Source organism: Saccharopolyspora sp. NPDC000359 (genome assembly GCF_040300525.1).
Lineage (GTDB): Bacteria > Actinomycetota > Actinomycetes > Mycobacteriales > Pseudonocardiaceae > Saccharopolyspora.
This window is the reverse complement of sequence record NZ_JBEPDU010000028.1, coordinates 74149-95674: the sequence shown is the minus strand read 5'-3', so window position 1 is coordinate 95674 and position 21526 is coordinate 74149. Positions and strand designations below refer to the sequence as shown.

19 protein-coding genes are annotated in these 21526 nt (G+C 72.7%); 7 read left to right on the top strand and 12 right to left on the bottom strand.

Annotated features, from left to right (window positions below; translation table 11 throughout):
* The first annotated feature begins 490 nt into the window (after positions 1-490).
* Entirely contained in the window at positions 491-1276 is a 786-nt protein-coding gene (locus tag ABT324_RS19160) for a sporulation protein (protein WP_351178909.1), read from the top strand.
* 158 nt (positions 1277-1434) lie between these two features.
* A complete protein-coding gene (locus ABT324_RS19155; protein ID WP_351178906.1) occupies positions 1435-2235 on the top strand; it encodes an ion transporter in 801 nt (266 codons plus the stop codon).
* 12 nt (positions 2236-2247) lie between these two features.
* Here ABT324_RS19155 and ABT324_RS19150 read toward each other — a convergent pair whose 3' ends face one another.
* The 3 genes from ABT324_RS19150 to ABT324_RS19140 all read right to left on the bottom strand — a co-directional run bounded on the left by ABT324_RS19150 (position 2248) and on the right by ABT324_RS19140 (position 7103).
* Positions 2248-3903 carry a bifunctional metallophosphatase/5'-nucleotidase gene (locus ABT324_RS19150; RefSeq protein WP_351178923.1) on the bottom strand — a complete coding sequence of 552 codons (1656 nt, stop codon included), beginning with the start codon at positions 3901-3903 and terminating at the stop codon, positions 2248-2250.
* A 140-nt stretch (positions 3904-4043) separates the two neighbouring features.
* Positions 4044-5930 (bottom strand): S9 family peptidase, encoded by a 1887-nt coding sequence (locus tag ABT324_RS19145; RefSeq protein ID WP_351178903.1) that lies wholly within the window; start codon positions 5928-5930, stop codon positions 4044-4046.
* Between the two features lie 153 nt (positions 5931-6083).
* The gene (locus ABT324_RS19140; protein ID WP_351178901.1) at positions 6084-7103 is read right to left on the bottom strand and encodes an NAD(P)/FAD-dependent oxidoreductase; all 1020 of its coding nucleotides are present in this window, start codon (positions 7101-7103) and stop codon (positions 6084-6086) included.
* A gap of 367 nt (positions 7104-7470) precedes the next feature.
* On the opposite strand from ABT324_RS19140, the gene ABT324_RS19135 reads away from it, so the two are divergent.
* Positions 7471-7632, top strand: a complete 162-nt coding sequence (locus tag ABT324_RS19135) for a hypothetical protein (RefSeq protein ID WP_351178898.1) — start codon at positions 7471-7473, stop codon at positions 7630-7632.
* 92 nt (positions 7633-7724) lie between these two features.
* Here ABT324_RS19135 and ABT324_RS19130 read toward each other — a convergent pair whose 3' ends face one another.
* A complete protein-coding gene (locus tag ABT324_RS19130; protein ID WP_351178895.1) occupies positions 7725-9239 on the bottom strand; it encodes a UDP-N-acetylmuramoyl-L-alanyl-D-glutamate--2,6-diaminopimelate ligase in 1515 nt (504 codons plus the stop codon).
* 188 nt (positions 9240-9427) lie between these two features.
* Here ABT324_RS19130 and argG point away from each other — a divergent pair, with 188 nt between their 5' ends.
* The 3 genes from argG to ABT324_RS19115 all read left to right on the top strand — a co-directional run bounded on the left by argG (position 9428) and on the right by ABT324_RS19115 (position 13299).
* Positions 9428-10846 (top strand): argininosuccinate synthase, encoded by a 1419-nt coding sequence (gene argG / locus ABT324_RS19125; protein WP_351178892.1) that lies wholly within the window; start codon positions 9428-9430, stop codon positions 10844-10846.
* A 103-nt stretch (positions 10847-10949) separates the two neighbouring features.
* Entirely contained in the window at positions 10950-11417 is a 468-nt protein-coding gene (locus ABT324_RS19120) for a PPOX class F420-dependent oxidoreductase (protein ID WP_351178889.1), read from the top strand.
* A gap of 214 nt (positions 11418-11631) precedes the next feature.
* Positions 11632-13299 (top strand): hypothetical protein, encoded by a 1668-nt coding sequence (locus ABT324_RS19115; protein ID WP_351178887.1) that lies wholly within the window; start codon positions 11632-11634, stop codon positions 13297-13299.
* On the opposite strand, the gene ABT324_RS19110 is transcribed toward ABT324_RS19115, so the two are convergent.
* The 3 genes from ABT324_RS19110 to ABT324_RS19100 all read right to left on the bottom strand — a co-directional run bounded on the left by ABT324_RS19110 (position 13296) and on the right by ABT324_RS19100 (position 16162).
* Complete coding sequence (locus ABT324_RS19110) at positions 13296-15422, bottom strand: tetratricopeptide repeat protein (protein ID WP_351178885.1); 2127 nt, start codon at positions 15420-15422, stop codon at positions 13296-13298. The two genes, ABT324_RS19115 and ABT324_RS19110, sit on opposite strands and share 4 nt — an antisense overlap.
* Before the next feature lie 80 nt (positions 15423-15502).
* Positions 15503-15790: a DUF1540 domain-containing protein gene (locus ABT324_RS19105; protein WP_351178884.1), complete on the bottom strand. Its 288-nt coding sequence runs from the start codon at positions 15788-15790 to the stop codon at positions 15503-15505.
* Positions 15791-15937: 147 nt separating this feature from the next.
* Entirely contained in the window at positions 15938-16162 is a 225-nt protein-coding gene (locus tag ABT324_RS19100; protein WP_351178883.1) for a LapA family protein, read from the bottom strand.
* A gap of 158 nt (positions 16163-16320) precedes the next feature.
* Between ABT324_RS19100 and ABT324_RS19095 the strand changes: the two genes are divergently transcribed.
* Positions 16321-17025, top strand: a complete 705-nt coding sequence (locus ABT324_RS19095) for a hypothetical protein (protein WP_351178881.1) — start codon at positions 16321-16323, stop codon at positions 17023-17025.
* Here the strand turns inward: ABT324_RS19095 and ABT324_RS19090 are convergent.
* The 5 genes from ABT324_RS19090 to ABT324_RS19070 all read right to left on the bottom strand — a co-directional run bounded on the left by ABT324_RS19090 (position 16988) and on the right by ABT324_RS19070 (position 21480).
* Positions 16988-18475, bottom strand: coding sequence for an AMP-binding protein (locus ABT324_RS19090; protein ID WP_351178880.1), 1488 nt, complete (start codon positions 18473-18475; stop codon positions 16988-16990). The genes ABT324_RS19095 and ABT324_RS19090 overlap by 38 nt on opposite strands.
* Before the next feature lie 84 nt (positions 18476-18559).
* Entirely contained in the window at positions 18560-18865 is a 306-nt protein-coding gene (locus tag ABT324_RS19085) for a nucleoside triphosphate pyrophosphohydrolase family protein (protein ID WP_351178878.1), read from the bottom strand.
* Between the two features lie 75 nt (positions 18866-18940).
* Positions 18941-19132: a hypothetical protein gene (locus ABT324_RS19080; RefSeq protein ID WP_351178875.1), complete on the bottom strand. Its 192-nt coding sequence runs from the start codon at positions 19130-19132 to the stop codon at positions 18941-18943.
* A 12-nt stretch (positions 19133-19144) separates the two neighbouring features.
* Complete coding sequence (locus tag ABT324_RS19075) at positions 19145-19378, bottom strand: hypothetical protein (RefSeq protein WP_351178872.1); 234 nt, start codon at positions 19376-19378, stop codon at positions 19145-19147.
* On the bottom strand, positions 19342-21480 hold the full coding sequence (locus tag ABT324_RS19070) for an amidohydrolase (RefSeq protein ID WP_351178869.1): 2139 nt from the start codon (positions 21478-21480) through the stop codon (positions 19342-19344). The genes ABT324_RS19075 and ABT324_RS19070 overlap by 37 nt, the downstream gene beginning before the upstream one ends.
* Between the last annotated feature and the right edge of the window lie 46 nt (positions 21481-21526).

Below are 21526 nucleotides of genomic sequence, written 5' to 3'. Positions count from 1 at the left end.
CCCCGTCCCCACCGTCAACACACCCACGAACACCACACCCAACACAGCCCACACCACACCCATCACCGGCCACCCCACCGGCAACCACACACCACACCAACGCCGGGACCACACCCCGGCCCGGTACTACCACCCTCAGCCGACTGTGCCGCAGGCACCGAAACCGTCACTCCTCGAGACGAAGTGGAGAAAAGGGACACGCAGTATAGCCCGGATGGGACCTCCCGCAGTCGAGCGAAGTTGTTCCGGATCACACGACTGGCGGACGGGTCAGCACCGCCAATCCCGCGTCCCACCACCGCGAGCACTGAGGACGCCCGGTTCGCCCGGATGGGTGGTGTTGTGCTGATCACGATCCTCGTCGGCTCCGTCCGGAACTCGGTGATCACCTGATCCGTTCCCATGGTCATGGGCGAGCCCTGCAGCGCCGAGCACCCTCCGCTGTGGACCACGCCGCACGACGAGGAACCGCGAGGAAGGAACCGCAGGGATGGTCTTCAAGAAGCTGCTGGGCGCGCTCGGGATCGGCGCCCCGGCGGTGAACACCGTGCTGCACCAGCCGTACGTGCACCCCGGGCAGGAGCTCACCGGAGAAGTCCGCATCACCGCGGGCAAGCAGGACATCGCCGTGGAGCACGTCGCGCTGAGCATCGGCGCCCACGTCGAGGCCGACTACGCCGACCCGGTCGCCGTGGAGTTCCACCGCGCCGAGCTGGCCGGGCCGTTCCAGCTACGCGAGGGCGAGGACCGGGTCATCCCGTTCGGGATCCCCATGCCGTGGCAGGCGCCGATCAGCAACGTTCGCGGGATGCACCTGGACGGCATCGGGCTCGGCGTGCACACCGAGCTGGGCATCGCGGAGGTGGCGAACAAGAGCGACCTCGACCCGGTCGCGGTCGAACCGCTGCCCTCCCAGGCAGTGGTGCTGGAGGCGCTCGGGCAGCTCGGCATCCAGTTCCACGCCACCGGCCTGGGCCCCGGCAACCTGCCCGGCGTGCCGCAGGAACTGCCGTTCGTCCAGGAGATCGAGTTCTTCCCGCCGCCGCAGTTCGCCGGGCACCTCGGCGACATCTGGCTGACCTTCGTCGCGGACGCCGAGGGCCTGCACGTGGTGCTCGACGCCGACCGGCGCAGCGCCATCCCCACCCCTGCCGAGGACGGTTTCGGCCGGTTCCGGGTCGGCCACGAGGAGGCGCTGTCGGTCGACTGGACCGGGCGGGTGCAGGGCTGGTTGGAGCAGGCCGCGGAGCGGCGCGCCGGGTTGGGCGGGCACTAGCCGCGCGAGGCGCGGGGCTTCGTCGGCTAGGTCGGCCGGGACCACCCCCCCCTGTGCGCTGCGTGACACTGCGGTCATCGTGCGCCACGGGCGTCGGCCCCGGCCGCTAAGTTGATCATCATCGTCCCGTCGAGCACAGCCCTGCCAGGAGTTCTCCGGTGAACACGCGTGAACGCGTCCGCACGCTGGTCGAGGCACCGGCTTTCCAGCGAGTCATCATCGCGGTCATCCTCGTCAACGCCGTCACCCTCGGCTGCGAGACCTCGGCGAGGCTGGTGGCCAGCTACGGCTGGCTGCTGCACGCGGTGGACCGGGTGGCGTTGGCGGTGTTCGCGGTGGAGCTCGCCGCCCGGCTCCACGCCCACGGCTGGCGCTTCTTCCGCGACCCGTGGAACTGCTTCGACGCCGTCATCGTCGGCATCTCGCTGCTGCCCACGACCGGGACCTTCGGGGTGCTGCGGGCGCTGCGCGTCCTGCGCGTGCTGCGATTGATCTCGGCGGTGCCGAACATGCGGCGGGTGGTCGGCGCCCTGCTGACGGCCGTGCCCGGGATGGCCTCGATCGCCGCGCTGCTGGTGCTCATCCTCTACGTGGGCTCGGTGCTCGCCACCAAGCTGTTCAGCCACGTCGCCCCGGAGTACTTCGGCGACCTCGGCGACTCGCTGTTCACCCTGTTCCAGGTGATGACCGGGGAGGCCTGGTCGGAGGTGGCGCGCAGCGTGATGGCCGCCGAACCGCTGGCCTGGATCTTCTTCGTCGGCTACATCGCGGTCACCACGTTCACCGTGCTCAACCTGTTCATCGCGGTCGCGGTGTCGGCGATGGAGTCGCAGGTCAGCAAGGAGCAGGACGACGACGGTGCGGCCGTCCGGCAGCTGCTCGGCGAGGTGCGGGAGCTGCGGACCGAGCTCCGCGAACTGCGCGCCGAGGTCGGGGGCGCGCCCTCGACGCGCCCCTGACCTCGGCGTGGACTACGGCACGGCGGTGATCCGGTCGGCCGGGGGCGGCGCGATGTCCGGGTGCGCGCCCAGGTAGTCGACCAGCGCGTCCAGGTCTACCGGGCCGCCGATGACATCGGTGCCCTCGGTGAACCCGGTGAAGCCGTCCCCGCCAGCGGCGAGGAAGTTGTTCACCGAGACGCGGTAGCTCGCGCCCGGGTCGACCGGTTGCCCGGCGATGGTGAGCTCGGAGACCTTCGACCCGACCGGCGCCGAGGCGGAGTAGGTGTAGTGCACCGTGGACGAGACCTGCAGGATGCGGGTTTCCTCCCCCTCCCACTGCTGCTCGAGCACGTTCTTGAGCTGTTCGCCGGTCAGCGTCATGGTCTGCATGACGTTGCCGAACGGCTGGACCGCGTAGGCCTCGCCGTAGGTCACCACACCGTCGCCCTCGCCCGCCGGGGAGGAGGCGTGCACCAGGTCGGTCCGGATGCCGCCGGGGTTGGTCAGCGCGATCTGCGCGCCGCCGCCCTCGGTGGCCGCCAGCTGCGCGTCGGCCAGCACGTCACCGAGCGGGGACTCGCCCGAGGGGGCGCCCGCGCGGAGCAGGTCGCCGGTGATCGTGCCGATCTTGCGGTTGGCGATCGGGGCGGCCTTCGCGGTGGCCTCCTCGATCAGCGCCTGCGCGGCGGGGTCCGGGGCCACGTCGCGGGTGACGATCCGGTTGTGCGCCTTGGTCGCCGGGCGCACCACGTCGTTGCTGCGCCGGTCGATCGTCAGGTCGGCCACCGACAGCAGGCGGCCGAAGGAGGCGCCCTGCAGCACGGTCCGCGGGTTGCCCGCCGGGTCGGCGATCACGCAGTTGTACTGCTGGTGGGTGTGCCCGGTGAAGATGACGTCGACGGCGGGCGAGGCGTGCGCGGCGATCTCCGAGGCCGGTCCTGGTGTCACGCCGCAGTCGTCGGGCCCACCGCCCTCGGTGTTGTCGCCCTGGTGCAGCAGCACGACCTGGGCGTGGACGCCGAGCCGGGTCAGCAGGTCGGTGGTGCGGTCGATGACCTCGACCTCGTCGCCGAACTCCAGGCCCTGCACCGCCTCCGGGGTGACCATCGCGGGCAGGTCCTTCAGCGTCACCCCGATGATGCCGATCGGCACCCCCTGCACGCGCTCGACGCTGAAGGGCATCAGCGCGGGGCGTCCGTCGTCGAAGGTGACGTTGGCGCCCAGCTGCGGGAAGTCCGCGCCGCCGAAGGACTCGCCGAACTGGCAGCCGTCCTCGGGGTGGCACCCGCCGGACCCCATCCGCCGCAGCTCGGCGTAGCCCTCGTCGAACTCGTGGTTGCCGACGACGGAGGCGGACACGCCGAGCTGGTTGAGGAACTCCACCGTCGGCTCGTCGTGGAACAGCGCCGAGTTCACCGGTGAGGCGCCGACGTTGTCCCCGACGGAGAGCACCAGCGAGTTGCGCACCTGCCCGCGCAGGTCGGCCACGTGCGCGGCGAGGTAGGCCGCGCCACCAGCCTCGACGGTCCCGCCGTCGGGCAGCGTCACCTGCCCCGACGAGCCCGCGGGCGGGTCCAGGTTGCCGTGCAGGTCGTTGAACGTGATCAACCGGACGTCCACGGTGGCGGGTGCCGCGCTCACCGGTGTTGCCGACAGCGCGGCGGTGGCCAGCACCGCTGTTGCCAACGCCGCCGCGCGGCGGCCGAACCGACCTGGTCTCACAGGCCTCTCCTCCCAAGATCGGTGGACGAGAGCAGATCTTGCCCCTCGCGCGCGGCGGAGGCCAGCGTTTCGAGTCGATCGGGGTGGCTGTCCACCGAGGACGGTCAGCCGCCGAGGTGCGCGACCAGGTGCTCCTCGATCGCGCGGTGCAGCAGGACCTGATGCTCGGGGCCGTCCTCGCCGAAGGCGACGAGGTGCTCCACGGCCACACCGCGTTCGCGCAGCGACCCGACGATGTCGGCGGTCTCGTCCTGGACCACGCGGACGTCGTCGGCGCTCTGCACGACCAGCAGCGGGGTGCGGATTCGGTCGACCATGGTGCTGGGCGAGCGCGCCAGCAGGTCCGCTTCCCGGTCGGGGTCCGCCGGGTCGCCGACGTAGCGGTACCAGCTGTTGGCCAGGGCGGGTCTGGCGAAGGGCGGCAGCGTGCGCATGAAGTTCGCCAGGTTCGAGATGCCCGCGTGGGCCACCGCCGCGGCGAAGCGGCCCGGGGTGAGCGCGGCACCGGCGAGCGCCGCGTAGCCGCCGTAGGCACTGCCGACGATGGCGATGCGGTTCGGGTCGGCGAAGCCCTGCGCCACTGCCCAGTCGGCGGCGTCGACGAGGTCGTCGTGCATCTTCCCGGCGAACTCGCCGACCGCCGCGGTCAGGTGCCGCTTGCCGTACCCGGTGGAGCCGCGGAAGTTCACCTGCAGCACCGCGTACCCGCGGTTGGCCAGCAGCTGCACCGTCGGGTGGTAGGTCCACGAGTCGTGGAACCACGGTCCACCGTGCACCAGCAGCACCAGCGGCAGCTCCTCGGCTGCGACCCCGACCGGCAGCGTCAGGAACGCGTGCAGCGCGAGCCCGTCGCGGGCCGGGAAGTGCACGGCCGCCATCGGGGCCAGGTCGGCCGGGTCAAGCTGCGGGTGCGACCGGAACAGCAGTCGGGCCGCCCCGGTGCTGTGGTCGTAGAACCAGGTCGCACCGGGCTCCCGGTCGCCGACGAAGGTGGCGACCCAGCGCTGCTCGGTCTCGTCCGAGGACGCCGAGCACAGCACCCCGTCGGAGAGCTGCGACAGCGCTGCGTGCACCTCGGCGAAGTGCGGGTCCAGGACCTCCAGCGCAGGGCGGTCGCCGACGAAGCGGGCCGCGATGACCTCACCGGTCCGCCGGCTGGTGAGCACGGTGGGCGTGCTGGCGGTGCACAGGCTGCTGCTGTCCGCGGCGGCGACCACGGTCTCCGCGCCGGTGTCCCGGTCGATGCGGACCAGGCGCAGGTGGTCGGAGTCCTGGTAGGTGCCGACCAGCAGACCGCTCCCGTCGGGCGTCACCTCCTGTAGTGGTGGACCCAACGGGTGCTCCGGTCCACCCAGGCGGCGCAGGAGGCGCTTGCGCCCGGTCCGGCGGTCGATCGCGGAGAACTCGCAGGTGCCGTCGTCGGTCAGCGCCGACTGGAACGCCGCCCGGCCGCCGCGATCGAGCAGGACGGTCGCTCCCGCTTCGGGCTGCGCCAGGTGCAGGGCCGTCTCACCGGTGGCGACGTCGACGCGGAACAGGTCGATGCGGTCCGGGCAGCGGTTCATCCAGACCAGCACGCTGCCCCGCGGCGCCTTCTCCGGTTCGAGGGCGAACACGCGCGAACCCGGCGGCAGCGGGGTCAGGTCGACCGCCGGCTGGTCCGGTGCGTCGAGGTCGACCCGGTGCAGGTGCCAGTCCTCGTCGCCGTCGGCGTCCTGCAGGTACAGCAGCCAACGCGGATCGTCGGACCAACAGAAGGTCCTGATGCCGCGCCGGGTGTCGTGGGTGAGGCGCACCGCGTCCTCGTGGCCCTCGTCGACGCGGCGCACCCACACGTTCATCCGGCCGTTCCCCGGCGCCAGGTAGGCGATCCGCCTTCCGTCCGGCGAGATCGACGCGTCGGCGAAGGCTGGATCGGCGAAGAACTCCCCCACCTCGATGGACCTCGGGCGGGCCCGCCCGCTCATCCGGCGCTCCTGCTGCTCTTCCACGCGGTCTCGACCTGGTCGAGTGTCCCCATGCCCAGTACACGGACGCCCGGGCAGCCCGGGTTCACCGCGGTCCGCTGGCATCCGCGACCGTGGTCGCCGTTCGGGGAGGGCGCCGGAAGAGCGGCGCCCGCCCCGGGCATCATCCCGGCGGGCTCACAAGCCGTGGCGGCGGTCCCCGGCGACAAGCTCGCAGACCTGCGCTTCGAGCTCCGCCGAGAACGGGTCGCGGCGCGCGGCCACCGCCCGGTCGACCTCCTCGGCCACCAGTTCGGCGTTGATCTGCAGCGCCGCGTCGGCTCCGGCGGCGGCCGCGTTGCCCACCTGGGCGGACAGGTCGGTGACGTTGCCCGCCACCCGCACCCCGGGAACGGCGGTGCGGCCGCCGGTGTCGGCCGGGATGTGCTCCCCCACCCCGCTGGGGTGCTCCTCGGGTCGCAGCCCGAGGCCCGCGAGGAAACCGGCGCGCGCCACCATCCGGGGCGCCACCGCCAGCGCCTCGCGCTCGACCACGGTGCCGTCGGTCAACCGCACCCCGGCGAGGCGGTCCCCGACGACTTCCAGCCCGGCGACCTCACCCGCCACCACCCGGATGTCGCGGGCGGCCAGCTTCTCCGCGTCCTCAGCAGCCAACGGCTTCGCGGTGTGGGTGAAGAACACGACGTCCTCGCTCCACTGGCGGAACAGCAGCGCCTGGTGCACCGACGTCGAACCGCTGGCCAGCACACCGATGGCCTGGTCGCGGACCTCCCAGCCGTGGCAGTACGGGCAGTGCAGCACGTCGCGCCCCCACCGCTCGCGCAGTCCTGGCACGTCCGGCAGCTCGTCGACCAGCCCGGTGGTCACCAGCAACCGCCGCGCGCGCGTCGCGCGGCCGTCGGCCAGCACCACCGAGAACCCGCCGTCGACGCGGACCGCCTCGCGGACCTCGCCGGATACCACGTCGGCGCCGTAGCCGCGTACTTCCACCCGTCCGCGCTCGAGCAACTCCGCCGGGCTGATCCCGTCGCGCGCCAGCAGCCCGTGCGCGGCGTGCGCGGGGGCGTTGCGCGGCGCTCCCGCGTCGACCACCGCCACCGAGCGCCGTGCCCGGGCCAGCACCAACGCCCCGTTCAACCCGGCGGCGCCACCGCCGACCACCACCACGTCGTAGTCCGCCACCAACTGATCGGTCACCTCGACCACCTCCGCGACCACCCTGCGGCCCCCGCGAACCTGTTGGCAAACCTCGTTGCCGAAACCGCAATGACCAGTCCCTTGTGGACGACCCCTGACCGGGCCGTATGCGCAGAGCTACCGACTGCTACACCTCGTGTTCGGGGCGAAAGCCCCTCGCCTGCCGATGTCACCCGGTCCTACTGTGGTCAGTGCGCACGAACCAGGCGCATCCCGACTGGATCCAGAAGCACGCGTTCCCGCCCTTCCGCCCGTCCACTGGAGACGACCCCCGGAAGTGCGCTGGTGCTGCAGGCTCCCATGCAGCGCACGACATCCGACGGAATCCGACTGCACTGGACTCGTCCAGGATCGACGAGGGATCGAGATGAAAGTCAGCACGATCTTCAGTAACCCGACCCGCTACGGCGGCGGCTGGGGTTGGGGCGGCTGGGGCTGGGGCCACTGGGGTGGCTGGGGCCACTGGGGTGGCTGGTGGGGCGGCGGCTGGGGCCACTGGCGCCGCCGTCGGCACCACGGCCGCTGGTGATGTCCCACCGCACCTCCCAACCACGACCGGATCTCCTGCGCCAGCCCTGACGAGGTGATCCACTCCCGGTAGCTCCCGCGCGAACGCGGGAGCTACCCGCACGTCCGGCCGCGGCGCGGCACCGGCGGACCCGCCCACCCAGCGGCGACCAGCGCGGACGTGACGGCCTCGACGTCGTCGAACGGGCGCCGGGCGCCGTTGATCGCCTGGTACCGCTCGTGACCACGGCCCGCGACCAGCACGACGTCCCCCGGGGCCGCCCGGTCGACGGCAGCGGCGATCGCCGCCCGCCGGTCGAGCTCCACCTCGAACTCCCCGCCGCTGAGCCCGATCGTGCCGGTGAGCACCTGCGCGGTGATCTCCGCGGGGTCCTCCTCGCCCGGGTCGTCAGCGGTGAAGACCACCGTGTCGGCGGCCAGCGCGGCGCGCCCCATGTCCGGTCGGCCGAACCGGTCGCGGTGCCCGGCGCACCCGACCACCAGGTGCACCCGCCCCCCGCTGGCCCGGCGGGCGGTCGCGATCAGGTCGGCCACCGCGGTCGGCGTGTGCGCGAAGTCGACCACGGCCAGGAACGGCTGGCCGACGTCCACGCGCTGGAACCGCCCCGGAGGCAGCGCGGCGCTCAACCCCTCGACCACCATCGACTTCGGCACGCCCAGTACGCGAGCCGCGGCGTATGCCACGGCCAGACCGGTGGCGTGCCGCCCGCCGATCGCTGCTGGCATGGTCAACGCCACCGGCGCGCCGCCCTCCCGGAAGACCACGCGCAGCTCGTCGAAGGTCGAACCGATCTCCTCGACGCGCACGTCCGCGCGCGGGCCGCGGCCGACGGTCACGGTCGGCACCTGGGCCTGGGCCGCCAGCCGCCTACCCCACCAGTCGTCGACGTTGACCACGGCCCGGCGGCACCGCTGCGGGGTGAACAGCGCGGCCTTGGTCGCGAAGTACTGCTCCACGGTGCCGTGGTAGTCGAGGTGCTCCGGGCTGAGGTTGGTGAACACCGCGACCTCGGCCCGCACCGGGTCGGTGCGGTGCTGGTCGATCGCGTGCGAGGACACCTCGAGCACTGCCGCCTGCACACCCGCCGCGCGCATGCGGCACAGCAGCCCCTGCAGCTCCGCCGCGTCCGGCGTGGTCAGGGCTGCTGGGCTCCGCCACCCTGGCAGCCGGGACTCGACCGTGGAGCTCAAGCCGGTGCGCAGGCCACCGGTCGCGAGCGCGGCTTCGACGAGGTGGGCCGTGGTCGTCTTGCCGTTGGTCCCGGTCACCGCAGCGACTGGGAAGGCGTCGGCGGGGTTGCCGTGCAGCTCCGCCGAGATCGGCCCGACCGCAGGTCGCACGGCGGGTACGCGCACCTGGGCCACCGGCAGGTCGACGAACCGCTGCACCAGCAGCGCGCTGGCGCCCGCCGCGACCGCATCGGCGGCGAACCGGTGCCCGTCCCGGCACGTTCCTGGCACCGCGCAGAACAGCGTGCCCGGCTGTACTCGCCTGCTGTCGGTGCAGACCTCCTCGATCCGGGCGTCACCGAGCAGCTCGGCTCCCGGCAGCCCTCGCACCGCTTCGGACAGGCCGATGGCGTGCTGGCAGTCGCATCCCACGATCACCGGGCAGGCCCCCCAGAGACGACGGTGGTCCTGACACCAACCGGGCATACCCGCTGAGCGTCCCCGCAACGCATCCGCGGCGTGCACCACGCACCTCCAGGCCGCGAGAGCGCCCACATTTTCGCTGGTCAGGCGCCTGACCTACCCCCGATTTCATAATCATGCAGTCCATCGCATAGTCTTAAGTCATGTCCAAGGTTCTGACGAGTCTCCCGGTCGGCCAGCGGGTCGGCGTCGCCTTCTCCGGAGGTCTCGACACCTCCGTCGCGGTGGCGTGGATGCGCGAGAAGGGCGCGATCCCGTACACCTACACCGCCGACATCGGGCAGTACGACGAGACCGACATCGCCTCCATCCCCGGCCGCGCCAAGTCCTACGGGGCCGAGATGTCCCGCCTGGTGGACTGCCGGGAGGCGCTGGTCGAGGAAGGCCTGGCGGCGCTGACCTGCGGCGCGTTCCACATCCGCTCGGCGGGGCGCACCTACTTCAACACCACCCCGCTGGGCCGCGCGGTGACCGCCACCCTGCTGGTGCGCGCGATGCTCGAGGACGGCGTGGAGATCTGGGGCGACGGCTCCACCTTCAAGGGCAACGACATCGAGCGGTTCTACCGCTACGGGCTGCTGGCCAACCCGCGGCTGCGGATCTACAAGCCGTGGCTGGACACCGACTTCGTCGGCGAGCTCGGCGGCCGCCAGGAGATGTCGGAGTGGCTGCAGGAGCACGGCCTGCCCTACCGCGACAGCGCGGAGAAGGCCTACTCCACCGACGCCAACATCTGGGGCGCCACCCACGAGGCCAAGCAGCTCGAGCACCTCGACACCGGGGTGGAGATCGTCGATCCGATCATGGGCGTGCGGTTCTGGGACGAGTCGGTCGAGATCGCCACCGAGGACGTCACGATCTCCTTCGCGCAGGGCCGCCCGGTCGCCATCAACGGCAAGGAGTTCACCTCCGCCGTCGACCTGGTGCACGAGGCCAACGCGATCGGCGGTCGGCACGGGCTCGGGATGAGCGACCAGATCGAGAACCGCATCATCGAGGCCAAGAGCCGCGGCATCTACGAGGCGCCGGGCATGGCCCTGCTGTTCATCGCCTACGAGCGGCTGGTCAACGCCATTCACAACGAGGACACCGTCGCCAACTACCACAACGAGGGCCGCAAGCTGGGCCGCCTGATGTACGAGGGCCGCTGGCTGGACCCGCAGTCGCTGATGCTGCGCGAGTCGCTGCAGCGGTGGGTCGGCTCGGCGGTCACCGGCGAGGTCACGCTGCGACTGCGGCGCGGCGAGGACTACTCGATCATGGACACCACCGGCCCGGCGTTCTCCTACCACCCGGACAAGCTGTCCATGGAGCGCACCGAGAACGCCGCCTTCGGCCCGGTCGACCGGATCGGCCAGCTGACCATGCGCAACCTGGACATCGCCGACTCCCGCGCCAAGCTGGAGAGCTACGCCCAGCTCGGCCTGGTCGGCCCGGCGCACACCGAACTGGTGGGCACCCTGCAGTCCGGCGGCGCGGAGGCGATCGCCTCCGTCGGCGCCCAGGCCGACCCGGAAGCCGACTTCCTGGACCGGGCCGCCATGGAGTCCGGCACGGACTGACCCGCGTCCCAGGGGGCCGCCGCGGTGCCTCACCCGCGGCGGCCCGCTGGCGTGGTGGGCGGCAAGATGGGGCGCGTACCGCCGGCTCGAGGGAGGTCGCACGATGCCCAAGATCGCCACCAACACGACCGTGGAGCTGTCCGAGCTGCTGGACTTCGTCCGCCCGCGGCACCGCGCCATCCTGCTCACCACCCGGGGTGACGGCCGACCGCAGGGCTCGCCGCTGACCTGCGGCGTCGACGACGCCGGGCGGCTGGTGATGTCGACCTACCCGGAGCGGGCGAAGACCCGCAACGCCAAGCGCGACCCGCGGGTGAGCGTGGTCGTGCTGTCCGACGACTGGAACGGCCCGTGGGTCCAGGTCGATGGCACGGCCGAGGTCATCGACGCCCCGGATTCGGTGGAACCGCTGGTGGAGTACTTCCGCAACATCGCCGGCGAGCACCCGGACTGGGACGAGTACCGCGCGGCGATGCGCGAGCAGGGCAAGTCCCTGATCCGCGTCACCCCCGAGCGGTGGGGCCCGATCGCCACCGGCGGCTTCCCCGCCCGCCTGGTCGACCAGGACTGACCGCCGACCGAGCCGCACCGGGATCAGACGTGTTCCACCCGCGAAACACCCTTCCACTGCTAGGATCCCCCGCCGAGGCCCGAGGCCCGAGGCCCGAGGCCCGAGGCCCGAGGCCCGAGGCCCGAGGCCCGAGGCCCGAGATCGTGTTCCGTAGGCGCGCCGTTCGCTGATCCAGCAGCATGGCGGGGTGCGTTGGCGATCACAGGCGGACCCCGTGCCCGGTGAAGCGCACGTCCCGCTGTTGCCGGTGACGCCGGAAGAACGGGTGCAGGGGACGTTCGACTGCGAGCGCACCGTGCTGGTGGTGGGCCGCACGGTCACCTCGACGGCCCGGCTGCTGGAGGCGGTGCGGTTCTTCCGCAACGACTTCCGGGTCAAGCCCGTGTTCACCGTGAACGGCACCTCGAAGTACAGCGCGGGAGCTCGCCGGTTGCTGGAGTCCGCCGGGGTCGAGGAGGTCGTGCCCTGGTCCGAGGTCGGCGACCTGCACTACGCGCTCGCCCTGTCGGCCAGCGAGAACATCGACTTCGACGACCTCCGCGGTCCGTCGGTCGTCCTCCCGCACGGCATCGGGTTCAACAAGTGGGTGCCGGACCCGGCGACCGGCGGCACCCGGTTGGCCGGGTTGCCACCGGTGTCGGCGTTGCGCACCGGCCGGGTCCGGCTGGTGCTCAGCCACCCGGCGCAGGAGCGGCAGCTACTGGAGGTGTGCCCGGAGGTGGCCGGGCGCACCGCGGTCACCGGTGATCCGACCTACGACCAGCTGCGGGCCGCCCTCCCGCTCCGGCGGCGCTACCGCCGCGAGCTCGGGCTCGACGGCCGGAAGCTGGTCCTGCTCAGCTCGACCTGGCGCAGCGAGTCGGAGCTCGGCCGGTGGCGCACGCTACCGCTGGAGCTGCTCGCCGCCCTGCCCGCTGACGAGTACCAGGTGGCGCTGGTGATCCACCCCAACGTCTGGTCGTGGTACGGATCGGGGGTGGTGCGCAACTGGTTCAGCGATGCGCTGGACGCAGGGCTGCTGCTGGTGCCCCCGCACCGCGGCTGGCACGCGGCGCTGGTGGCGGCGCACGTCGTCGTGGGCGACCACGGGTCGGTGAGCCTCTACGCCGCCGCACTCGGCAAACCCCTGCTGCTGGCCGCCTTCGGCGCGGAACACGTCGCGGGCAGCCCGATCGAGGCCCTGGGGCGGACCGCCGACCACCTGGATCCGCGCGCGGACCTGCGGGAGCAGGTGGAGCACCGCCTCGGCGATCACGACCCGGACCGGTTCGCCGGGTTGGCGGCTGAGGTCTTCGCGCACGTCGGTGAGGCGGAAACCCGGTTGCGTGAGCTGCTCTACCGGGAGTTGGGGCTGGCTCCCCCGCCTGGCTCGGCACCGCTGCTGCGCCCTCCCGACGTCGAGGAGTCCCCGCAGCGGGTGACCGCCTTCGACACCTTCACCGCGTTCACCGCGCCGGACGCGCTCGCGCTCTGGCGGTACCCGGCGGTGGCGCGGACGCGCTGGGAGGCCGACGAGCACAGGCCCTCGACGGCGGTCCGGCACCTGGCGGTGGACGAGGACGAGCGGAACCTGCACCGTCCGCACCAGGCCGCGGTCTACGCACGCCACGCACCCGCGGGCCGTTCGGCCGCGGCCGCTTGGACCGCCGATGCGCTGGAGGCGCTTCCCGGTGCTCGGGTAACCGCGGCCGCCACTTCGACGGGATGCGTGGCCAGGGTCCGCAACGGCCCGCTCGTCGAGGTGACCGCGGACGCCGATGCGCTGGTGCTGGCTTCCGCGGTGCACGGGTGCGTCCTCGACCGCAGCGTCACTGACCGCACCTTGACGGTGCGGGCCGGTGCGCGGTCGTGGTCCGTTCGGTTGGCCGTGGTGCGGGACTAGCCGAGTTCGGCGAGGGCCTCGCGCAGTTCCGCGATGCGCGGGCTGCCGAAACCTGTGTGGACCTCCAGGGCTCGCCGCAGGTTCTCGCGCTGGAGGTCGCGGTTGCCCTGGCGCGCGGCCACTGCGGCGAGTTCCTCGCGGGCCTGCGCTTCGTAGAAGTGGTCCTCGCCCGTAGCCAGCTGCTCGATCGCTTCCTGCAGCATCGCAACGGCTTTAGCACCCTCGCCCAGCACGTCGTGCGCGGTCCCGATCGCCGCCATCGCCCGGCCCGCCATCCGCTGGTCGGGGACCGCTCGGACGAGGTCCAGCGCGCGCTGCAAGGTGTCCAGCGCCTCTCGCGCCCTGCCCCGCGCGAGCTGGCTGCGACCGAGGAAGAACGTCACGAACGCCACGCCCCTGGCGTCGTCGGCGGCGGTGAACAGCGCCAGGGCGCGTTGGTACGCCGTGATCGCCTCCTCGCTGGCGCGCTCGTCGTGCAGGCGGCCGATGAGCTCCCACACCGATGCCACCAGGCGTCGGCTGCCGGTCGCCTCGGCCACGGGCAGCGATTCCTCCAGTGCCGCTTGGGCTTCCGGCAGGTCGCCGAGGTCCGCGTGGGCACGGGAGGCGAAGCTGCGCAACCGGGCCACTGCCGCCGGGTTCTCGTCGAGCCGTGCGGCCCACACGCCCAGGCGGCTGGTCCCGACCCAGTCCTCCAGGTAGCGGCGGTTGACGAACAGCGCGGTCATCGCCTCGGCCAGCTGCCACCCCTCCCGGTACCAGCCCTGGTCGACCGCAGCGCGCTGGACCGCCACGAGGTTCGGCCGCTCCAGGTCCATCCAGCGCAGGGCCTGCTGCTTGGCCGAAGCGCCGTGGAAGGGGTCCGCCCCGGTGCCCAGCAGGTCCTGGTGCGGGGTGATCCGGAGGCGGTGCGGGCCCATCACGGCCAGGTCGGCGAAGGCCGCGCGCCGCAGGTAGAAGTCCACCGCGCGCCGCAGCACGGCCAGCCGGTCCTGCCCGGTGGGGTCCTCCTGCGCCGCGCGTTCGCGCGCGTGGCGGCGCACCAGGTTGTGCAGGCAGTACCGGCCGCCGCCGCGGTCCGCGACCAGGTTCGCCTCGACCAGCACGCCCAGCGCTCGCCGCTGCTCGGCCGGTCGGTCGTCCCCGAGGGCGGTGACCAGGTTCGCGTCGAAGTCCGCGCCGGGCAGCTGCCCCAGGTCGCGGTAGAGGCGGGCGGCGGGTTCGGGCAGGTCGCGGTAGCAGGCGGTGAACACCGCGGCCACCCGCGAAGCCCCGGGGAACTCGAACGGGGCCAGCCCGGTGTCCTCCCCGGTGATCTCGGCGACCAGGTCGGCCACCGCCAGGCTCGGCTGGCTGCGCAGCCGGGCCGCGGCGATCCGCAGCGCGATCGGCAGGCCGCCGCACAGCGCGGCCAACTCCCGCGTCGCCGCCGGATCCAAGTCGGCGTTCGCGCCGCGCCACGCGTCGAGCAGCCGCACGCCCGACTCGTCCGACAGCGGTTCCACCGGCACGACCGCGGCGTCGTCCAGCACCAGTTCGCTCAGCTTGCGGGTGCTGGTGACCAGCACGGTGCTGCCGGTGGAGGACGGCACGAACGGGGCCACCTCAGCGGGTTCGACCACATCGTCGAGCACCACCAGCACGGGACGGGTCCGGGTCCGCGTCCGGTACAGGCTGGCCCGGCCCGCCAGGGTCGCTGGCATGACCTCGTCGCGCACCCCGAGCGCGCGCAGGCAGTCGGCCAGCCCGTCGTTGACGGCGGTGGCCCCGCCACCACGCAGCTGCGCGAAATCGACGTAGAGCTCACCGCCCGGGAACGCGCCTCCGGCGCGGGCCACGGCCTGCTGGACCACCGCGGTCTTGCCCACCCCGGGCAGGCCGGTGAACACCGCGACGCGCACCGAACCGGCCGTCGGGTCGAGCAGCTCGCCCGCCCGGCCCAGCTCGCGCGTCCGGTTGACGAACTCGCCGGTCAGCACCGGGACCTGGTGCGGCACCACCTCGGGTTCAGCGGAGTTGACCGACCCGTACCAGGTGCCGACCTGGAACACCGCGCCCCGCACCGAACCCGACAGTTCGTTGCGCACCTCGGGACCGTCGTCACCGGGTCGCAGTCCGCTCATCCAAGCCCCCGCCGCGCATCGCCAACCACTGCGTGATCAAGTGTCCACACTACGCGACGAGGGGTGGCACCACTGGCGGGTCAGGCTGGTTGGTAGGTGAGGCAGTCGACGATGTCCTGCTCGTGACCCACCGAGATGCCGGGTGCCTGGCACTCGAGGTGCACGTTGTAGCGGCAGTCCGCCATCTTGCAGGCGCCGACGTGCGCGACGGCGTCCGGGTCGCCGCCCGTGACCGGGGCCCTGGAGTAGGTGTCGCACTGCGCGTGCCGCGGTTCGCCGATGGTGATCGCCAACGCGTGGCAGTTCTCGTGGTCGTTGAACGCGCACTCCGTCGCGGTGCAGTTGTTGACCAGCGGCATCTCCATCATGGTGTTCCCCTCACCTCGTGCGATGTGGTGCCACCACGGTCGCGCTCGCCGGTGCTGGTCACCAGGCGGCGTGCGCCAGCATCACCTGATGGGGTCCTCCGCTGGTCTGGGCGTCATGCCCCGGCGCGGCGCGGGTAGCAGGGGGGGTCACCTCCGAGGGCGGCCGACCAGCAACCCGATGACGACGCCGATGACCAGCATCCCGGCCAGCGCGGTCCACAGCGGCAGGGTCACCACCGGGACCAGGAGCCGAACCTCGACGAGCCCGCGGTTCTCGAAGGCGAGCACCACGGCCAGCACGACCAGCACCAGCCCGACCACCACGCGGCCCGGTACCCGGCGCGTCACCGCTGACTCCTGCCGCTTGACCACGGACCCCTCCCCGCTCTGGTGGTACCAGCGTGCGCTGCGCGCCGGACGCGACCCAGGGCACAACGTCCGGGATTGAGGACCTTCGCCCGGTGACAACGCGGCGGCTGGTCGCGACCGTCGAGGCATTCTCCGCACGCCGATTCCCGCTGGAGGAAACGATGAGCAACGGCCACGAGATGCGCTGGGGCGGGCTGGCCGGGCTCGCTTCGCTGGTGCTCGCCATCATCGCGAGCATCCTGCTCCGCGGCGCACCGCGGATCACCGACTCCACCGACGCGGTCGCCAGCTACGTGTTCTTCTCCCGCGGCCTGATCATGACCGCGGTGCTGCTCGCGGCGGCGGCCGTGGTGCTGTTCATGTGGTTCGGCGCGACGCTGGCCACCGCGTTCCGGCTGGCCGACCCGCACAGCGACGCGTCCGCGGTCGTGCTGGGCGGTTTCGCCATCACCACGACCGCCGGGTTCCTCGCGACCGCGGTCTTCGGCGGCATGGTGCAGGCGTTGGCCACCCACCCGATGCTGCTCGTGCTGTCCTCGGTGCCCTACACCGCGCTCGTCGTGGTGCGCACGATCGCCGGGCTGGCCCTGGCGCTGCCGCTGGCCGCCTGCGCGGTGGCCATCGCGCGCACCGACGTGTTCCCGCAGTGGGCCGGGTGGTTCACCGGGTTCGTCGCGCTGATCCGGGTCCTGGGCGCGATCACCGTGGTCGGCGGGGCCGGGGTGCTGGCGCCGGACGGTGTGCTCGCCGCCTACGTCCCCAACGCGCTGACCGCCCTGTGGCTGCTGGTGATGAGCGGCCTGCTGGTCCGCGAGCACCTGCCCAGCATCAGCCCGCAGCGGAGGGGCGCGGTCGGTCCCGCGTGACACGGTCCAGGCGCGCCGCGCGCAGTTCGCCGCGGTGGACCTTGCCCGCGTCGTCGCGCAGCGGCTCAGCGGTGAACTCGAAGGACCGCGGGAGCTTGTGGGGCTCCAGCCGGGCTCGGAGGTGGTTTAGCAGGTCCTCGTCCGGCAGTGGCCGGGTGGTCTGCAGGATCGCGTGCACCGCGTTGCCGAGGTCCTCGTCGGGCAGGCCGATCACCGCGCTCGAGGTGACGTGCGGGTGCTCGGCGAGCGCGTTCTCGACCTCCGCCGGGTAGACGTTCGCGCCGCCGACCAGGATGACGTCGGTGCTGCGATCGGCGAGGTAGAGGTAGCCGTCGGCGTCGAAGCGGCCCATGTCGCCCAGCGACTGCCAGCCGTCGCGCTCCCGGGGCTCCGCGCCGAGGTAGTGGTAGGTCGGCAGGGTCGCCGGGCTGCGGCGCATCCACAGCTCGCCGACCTCACCCGGCGGCAGCTCGCGGAACTCCGCGTCGCGGGCGGTGATCTCACCGGCGACGACCTGACCGACCGAACCGGGCCGCCGCAGCCACGCGGCGCCGTCGATCACCGTGCTGGCCAGCGCCTCGGTGCCCGCGTAGACCTCGACGACCCGCTCCGGGCCGACCCAGTCGATCCAGCCCCGCTTGACGTGCGGCGGGCACGGGGCTCCGACGTGGAACACCGTCCGCAGCGAGGAGACGTCCACCGCGGCCCGGCGCTCGGCGGGCAACCGCAGCATCCGCCCCATCATGGTGGGGACCACGTAGAGCCAGGTGACGGCGTGCTGCTCGACCAGGCCGAGCGCGCGGTCGGCGTCGAACCGCGACATCAGCACCACGTGGTTGCCGAGCAGCAGCCCGATCAAGGAGAACATGAAGGGCGCGTTGTGGTGCAGCGGCGCGGTGGTGAGCAGCACGCCGTCGCGTTCCAGGCGCAGGTGGTCGATCCCGGACAGGACAGCCTCGGCGCTGGCCTCCCGCCCGGACACGATCAGCTTGGGGCGTCCAGTGCTGCCGCCCGAGGTCGGGGCCTTCCACGCCGGTCCGACGACGTCGGGCAGCGCGGCGTCGGACTCGTCGGCGACGTCGGCGTCCCCGGGCAGCCACGGCCGCCCGTCCACCGGTTCGAGCCCGACCACGAGCGCCGGGTCGGCGACCTCCAGCAGCGCGGCCAGCTCGGCAGGCGGGAGCCGGTGCGACAGCGGTTGCGGGATCGCGCCCAGCTTCCACGCCGCGATCGAGCACTCCAGGTGCCGCACCTGGTTGACCAGCGCGATCGACACCATCGAGCCGCGGGTGACGCCGAGGGCGGCGAACCGGCGGGCCAACTGGTTGGTGCGCCGGTCGAGTTCGGCCCGGGTGAGGGTCGTGTGGTCGTCGGTGACCGCGGCGCGGTCGGGCGCCTGCGCCACCAGTTCCCGCAAGCACGTTGCCAATGCCGTCGAGCCCGTGGTCATCCTCACCTCCGGCGGTGATCTGCGGTGCCGAGCGCATGCGTGCTCCGGGGCGCGGAGCTGCGAGCGATCACACCTCGGCCAGGCTCAGCGGGCCCCGGCCTCGTGGTAGCGGGTGCGCAGGCGGGCCAGGTTGGCCGCGGCGACCTCCGGCAGGCTGGAGCCGAGTGCGTCGACGGCCCTGGGCAGGTTCCACGGGACGTCGCCGACTTCCTCCAGGACGCGTTGGCGCACTCGGTCTCCGGTGCGGCGCGCCGGGTCCTGGCGGGTGGCCTCCTGCAGTTCGGCTGCGATCTCCCCGGCCTCGCTCACCAGGTTCAGGACCAGCGGTGCGAGCCCGGTTTCGTGGTTGTCGAAGGCACGGCACTGCCGCTGGTGGTCCAGCAGGTCCACGGTCCCCTCCGGTGTCGGGTAGTTCCACTCTGCTCCGGCCCCACGGCGCGGAGTACCCGCCAACCGGTGAAATCCTCACAGCAGTGCCTGCGCGATCAGCGCGGAGATCAGGAACGACGCGGCGAAGGAGGTCAAGCCCACCGGGACGATCCGCCCGCCGATGCGCTGGAGCGCGGGCACGTCCTTGCCGACGCTGAGCCCGGCGAAGACCAGGATCGGGGTCGCCAGGGCCAGGAACTCGACCGGTTCGACCAGCGGCAGCACCACGTCGGCGACCGGCTAGATCGGCGAGGTGAGCGCGATGGCCAGCACCGAGGTCCCGGCAACCGCCGGGAGCCTGGTCAGCCTCTTGAGCCCGAGCCCGGCCAGCACCACCGCCGCGATCAACGCGAAGCCGAGCAGGGACGGCAGCGGGAAGCCGCCGGTGTGCACGACGTTGGAGGCGATCATGGCCAGCAGCGCGGTCCCGACCGCGGTCAGCGGCCGGAGCCGGGCGGGAGCACCGGTTCCCACCGCTGGGACGCGCCCCGGCGCGCTCGGGGGCGGGCTCGGGCGGCCACGGGTGAGCAGCCGGTGGAAGCGTCGGCCAGCGGGAGCGCGACGAACATGCCGACGTAGAGCCCGATCAGCGTGGTGACCAGGTTGCTCACCGCCGCCACCGCCACGACCTGCTCGGCGATCTCCGGGTGCTGCGCGGCGATCGCAGCCGACGAGGCGGCCATCACCGACCCGGAGCCGACCCCGGTGCCCATCGCCAGCGCCAGCGGGTCGAACAACCCGGTGCCCGCCAGGAAGCTGGCCAGCAGCGTCACGTAGAGGACGCCGACGACGCTGCCGAAGATGTACATGCTCAGCACGCCCCGGTACTCCTCCGAGTCGGGGCCGAACCGCTCGGACACCATCGCGAAGGACGCCTCGCGGTCGATGGAGAAGCAGGCGCCCACCGCGGAACGCCCCATCCGCAGCAGCGCCGCCAACGGCAGCGACAGCACGACGGTGCCGAAGAGGTGCCCGAGCTCCTGCAGCAGCAGCGCGGCGCTGGCCTGCTTGAGCACCGGGAGCTCGTGCCCCACCACGAACGCCAGGCGCACGCCGAGCAGCAGCACACCCGCCTCCACGACGTAGGTAGCCGCCTGCTGCGACGCCACCGGGACGGGACGGAACCGCTGGACGCTCACCACGGCGCCAAGCTGGAGCCCCCAGATGATCGGGAACAGGGTGATTGAGCCCGGCCCGAGCGGGATCTTGTGGCTCCCGATGGCCTCGGCCGCGGCGGTCAGGACGAGTGCGAGCACGACGAGCAGGAGCAGTCGGCCGCGCGAGGTGGTGCGCGCCGTCTCCCGCGCAACCGTGGTGCCGGACATGGTTTCCTCCACGTTGACCAGGTGGGTGGGATCGCGGCGCTTCAGCCCGCAGCGGCGTCGCGGGCCTGCGCGCGCCGCTCGGCGTGCTGCTCCAGGAACTTCCGCCGCAGCGCTGGGTCGGCCGCGACGTCCACCGCGGTAAGCGCCATCGCGGCGGCCCCGTCCAGGGCGGCAGCGTCGGCTGCCGGGGTCGCCGCGGCGGCGGCGACCCCGGGTGTGCGGCGGGTGCTCGCAGCCGGTGATGGCGATCGACGGGTGGATGCTGGGCAGGACGTGCGAGACGTTGCCCATGTCCGTCGACCCGCCCCGCTGGCCGCGCACCTCGCGCAGTTCGCGGCCCAGCACCTCGAGGTGCGCGGCGAACCGGTCGGACATCGCCGGTTCCTGCACCAGGTCCGCGTAGACCGGTTCGGTGGGCTCCACCGACACCGTCGCGCCGGTGGCCCGCGCCCCGGCGTCGAAGCAGGCCACGACCCGCTCCTGCAGGGCCGACATCGACTCCACGTCGAAGGCCCGCACCTCGCAGTCGACGACAGCCCGCTCCGGGATGATGTTGGTGACCGCCCCGCCCTCGCGCACGAACAGGCCGATCCGGCAGTCGCCCGTGATCTGCTGGCGCAGCAGCCCGATCGCCACCTGGGCGACGACAGCGGCGTCGGCGGCGTTGACGCCCTGGTGTGGTGCTGCGGCGGCGTGCGAGGCCCGGCCCGCGTAAGTCACGGCGAACCGGCTCACCGCCTGGCTGGCGAAGGCGGCGGGGTGCACGTCGACCTGCCCGGGATGCACCATCATCGCCACCGCGACGTCGTCGAAGACGCCGCGCTCCAGCAGCAGGATCTTCCCGCCCCCGTGCTCCTCGGCGGGCGTGCCGACCACCTTGACCCGGACCCCGAGCTCGTCGGCGACGGCGGCCAGCCCGATGGCGGCACCGACCGCGGCCGCGGCGATGACGTTGTGCCCGCAGGCGTGCCCGATCCCGGGCAACGCGTCGTACTCGGCGCAGATGCCGACGGTGAACTCCCCGGCGCCGCGCACCGCGGTGAAGGCCGTCGGCACGTCCGCCGGGCCGGGCTCCACGGCGAAGCCCGCCGCGGCCAGCAACTCGGTCACCTTCGCCACCGAACGGTGCTCGGCGAAGGCCAGCTCCGGTTCGGCGTGCAGGCTGCGGCTGAGCCGCACGACCCGCTCCTGCCAGCGCTGCTGCTCCGCGCGCACCGCGTCCCGCAGCGCCACGACCTCCCGACCGCTCACGTCCGCTCCTCCTCTGCTCCGTCCTGGACAGGAAGGGTCAGCGATG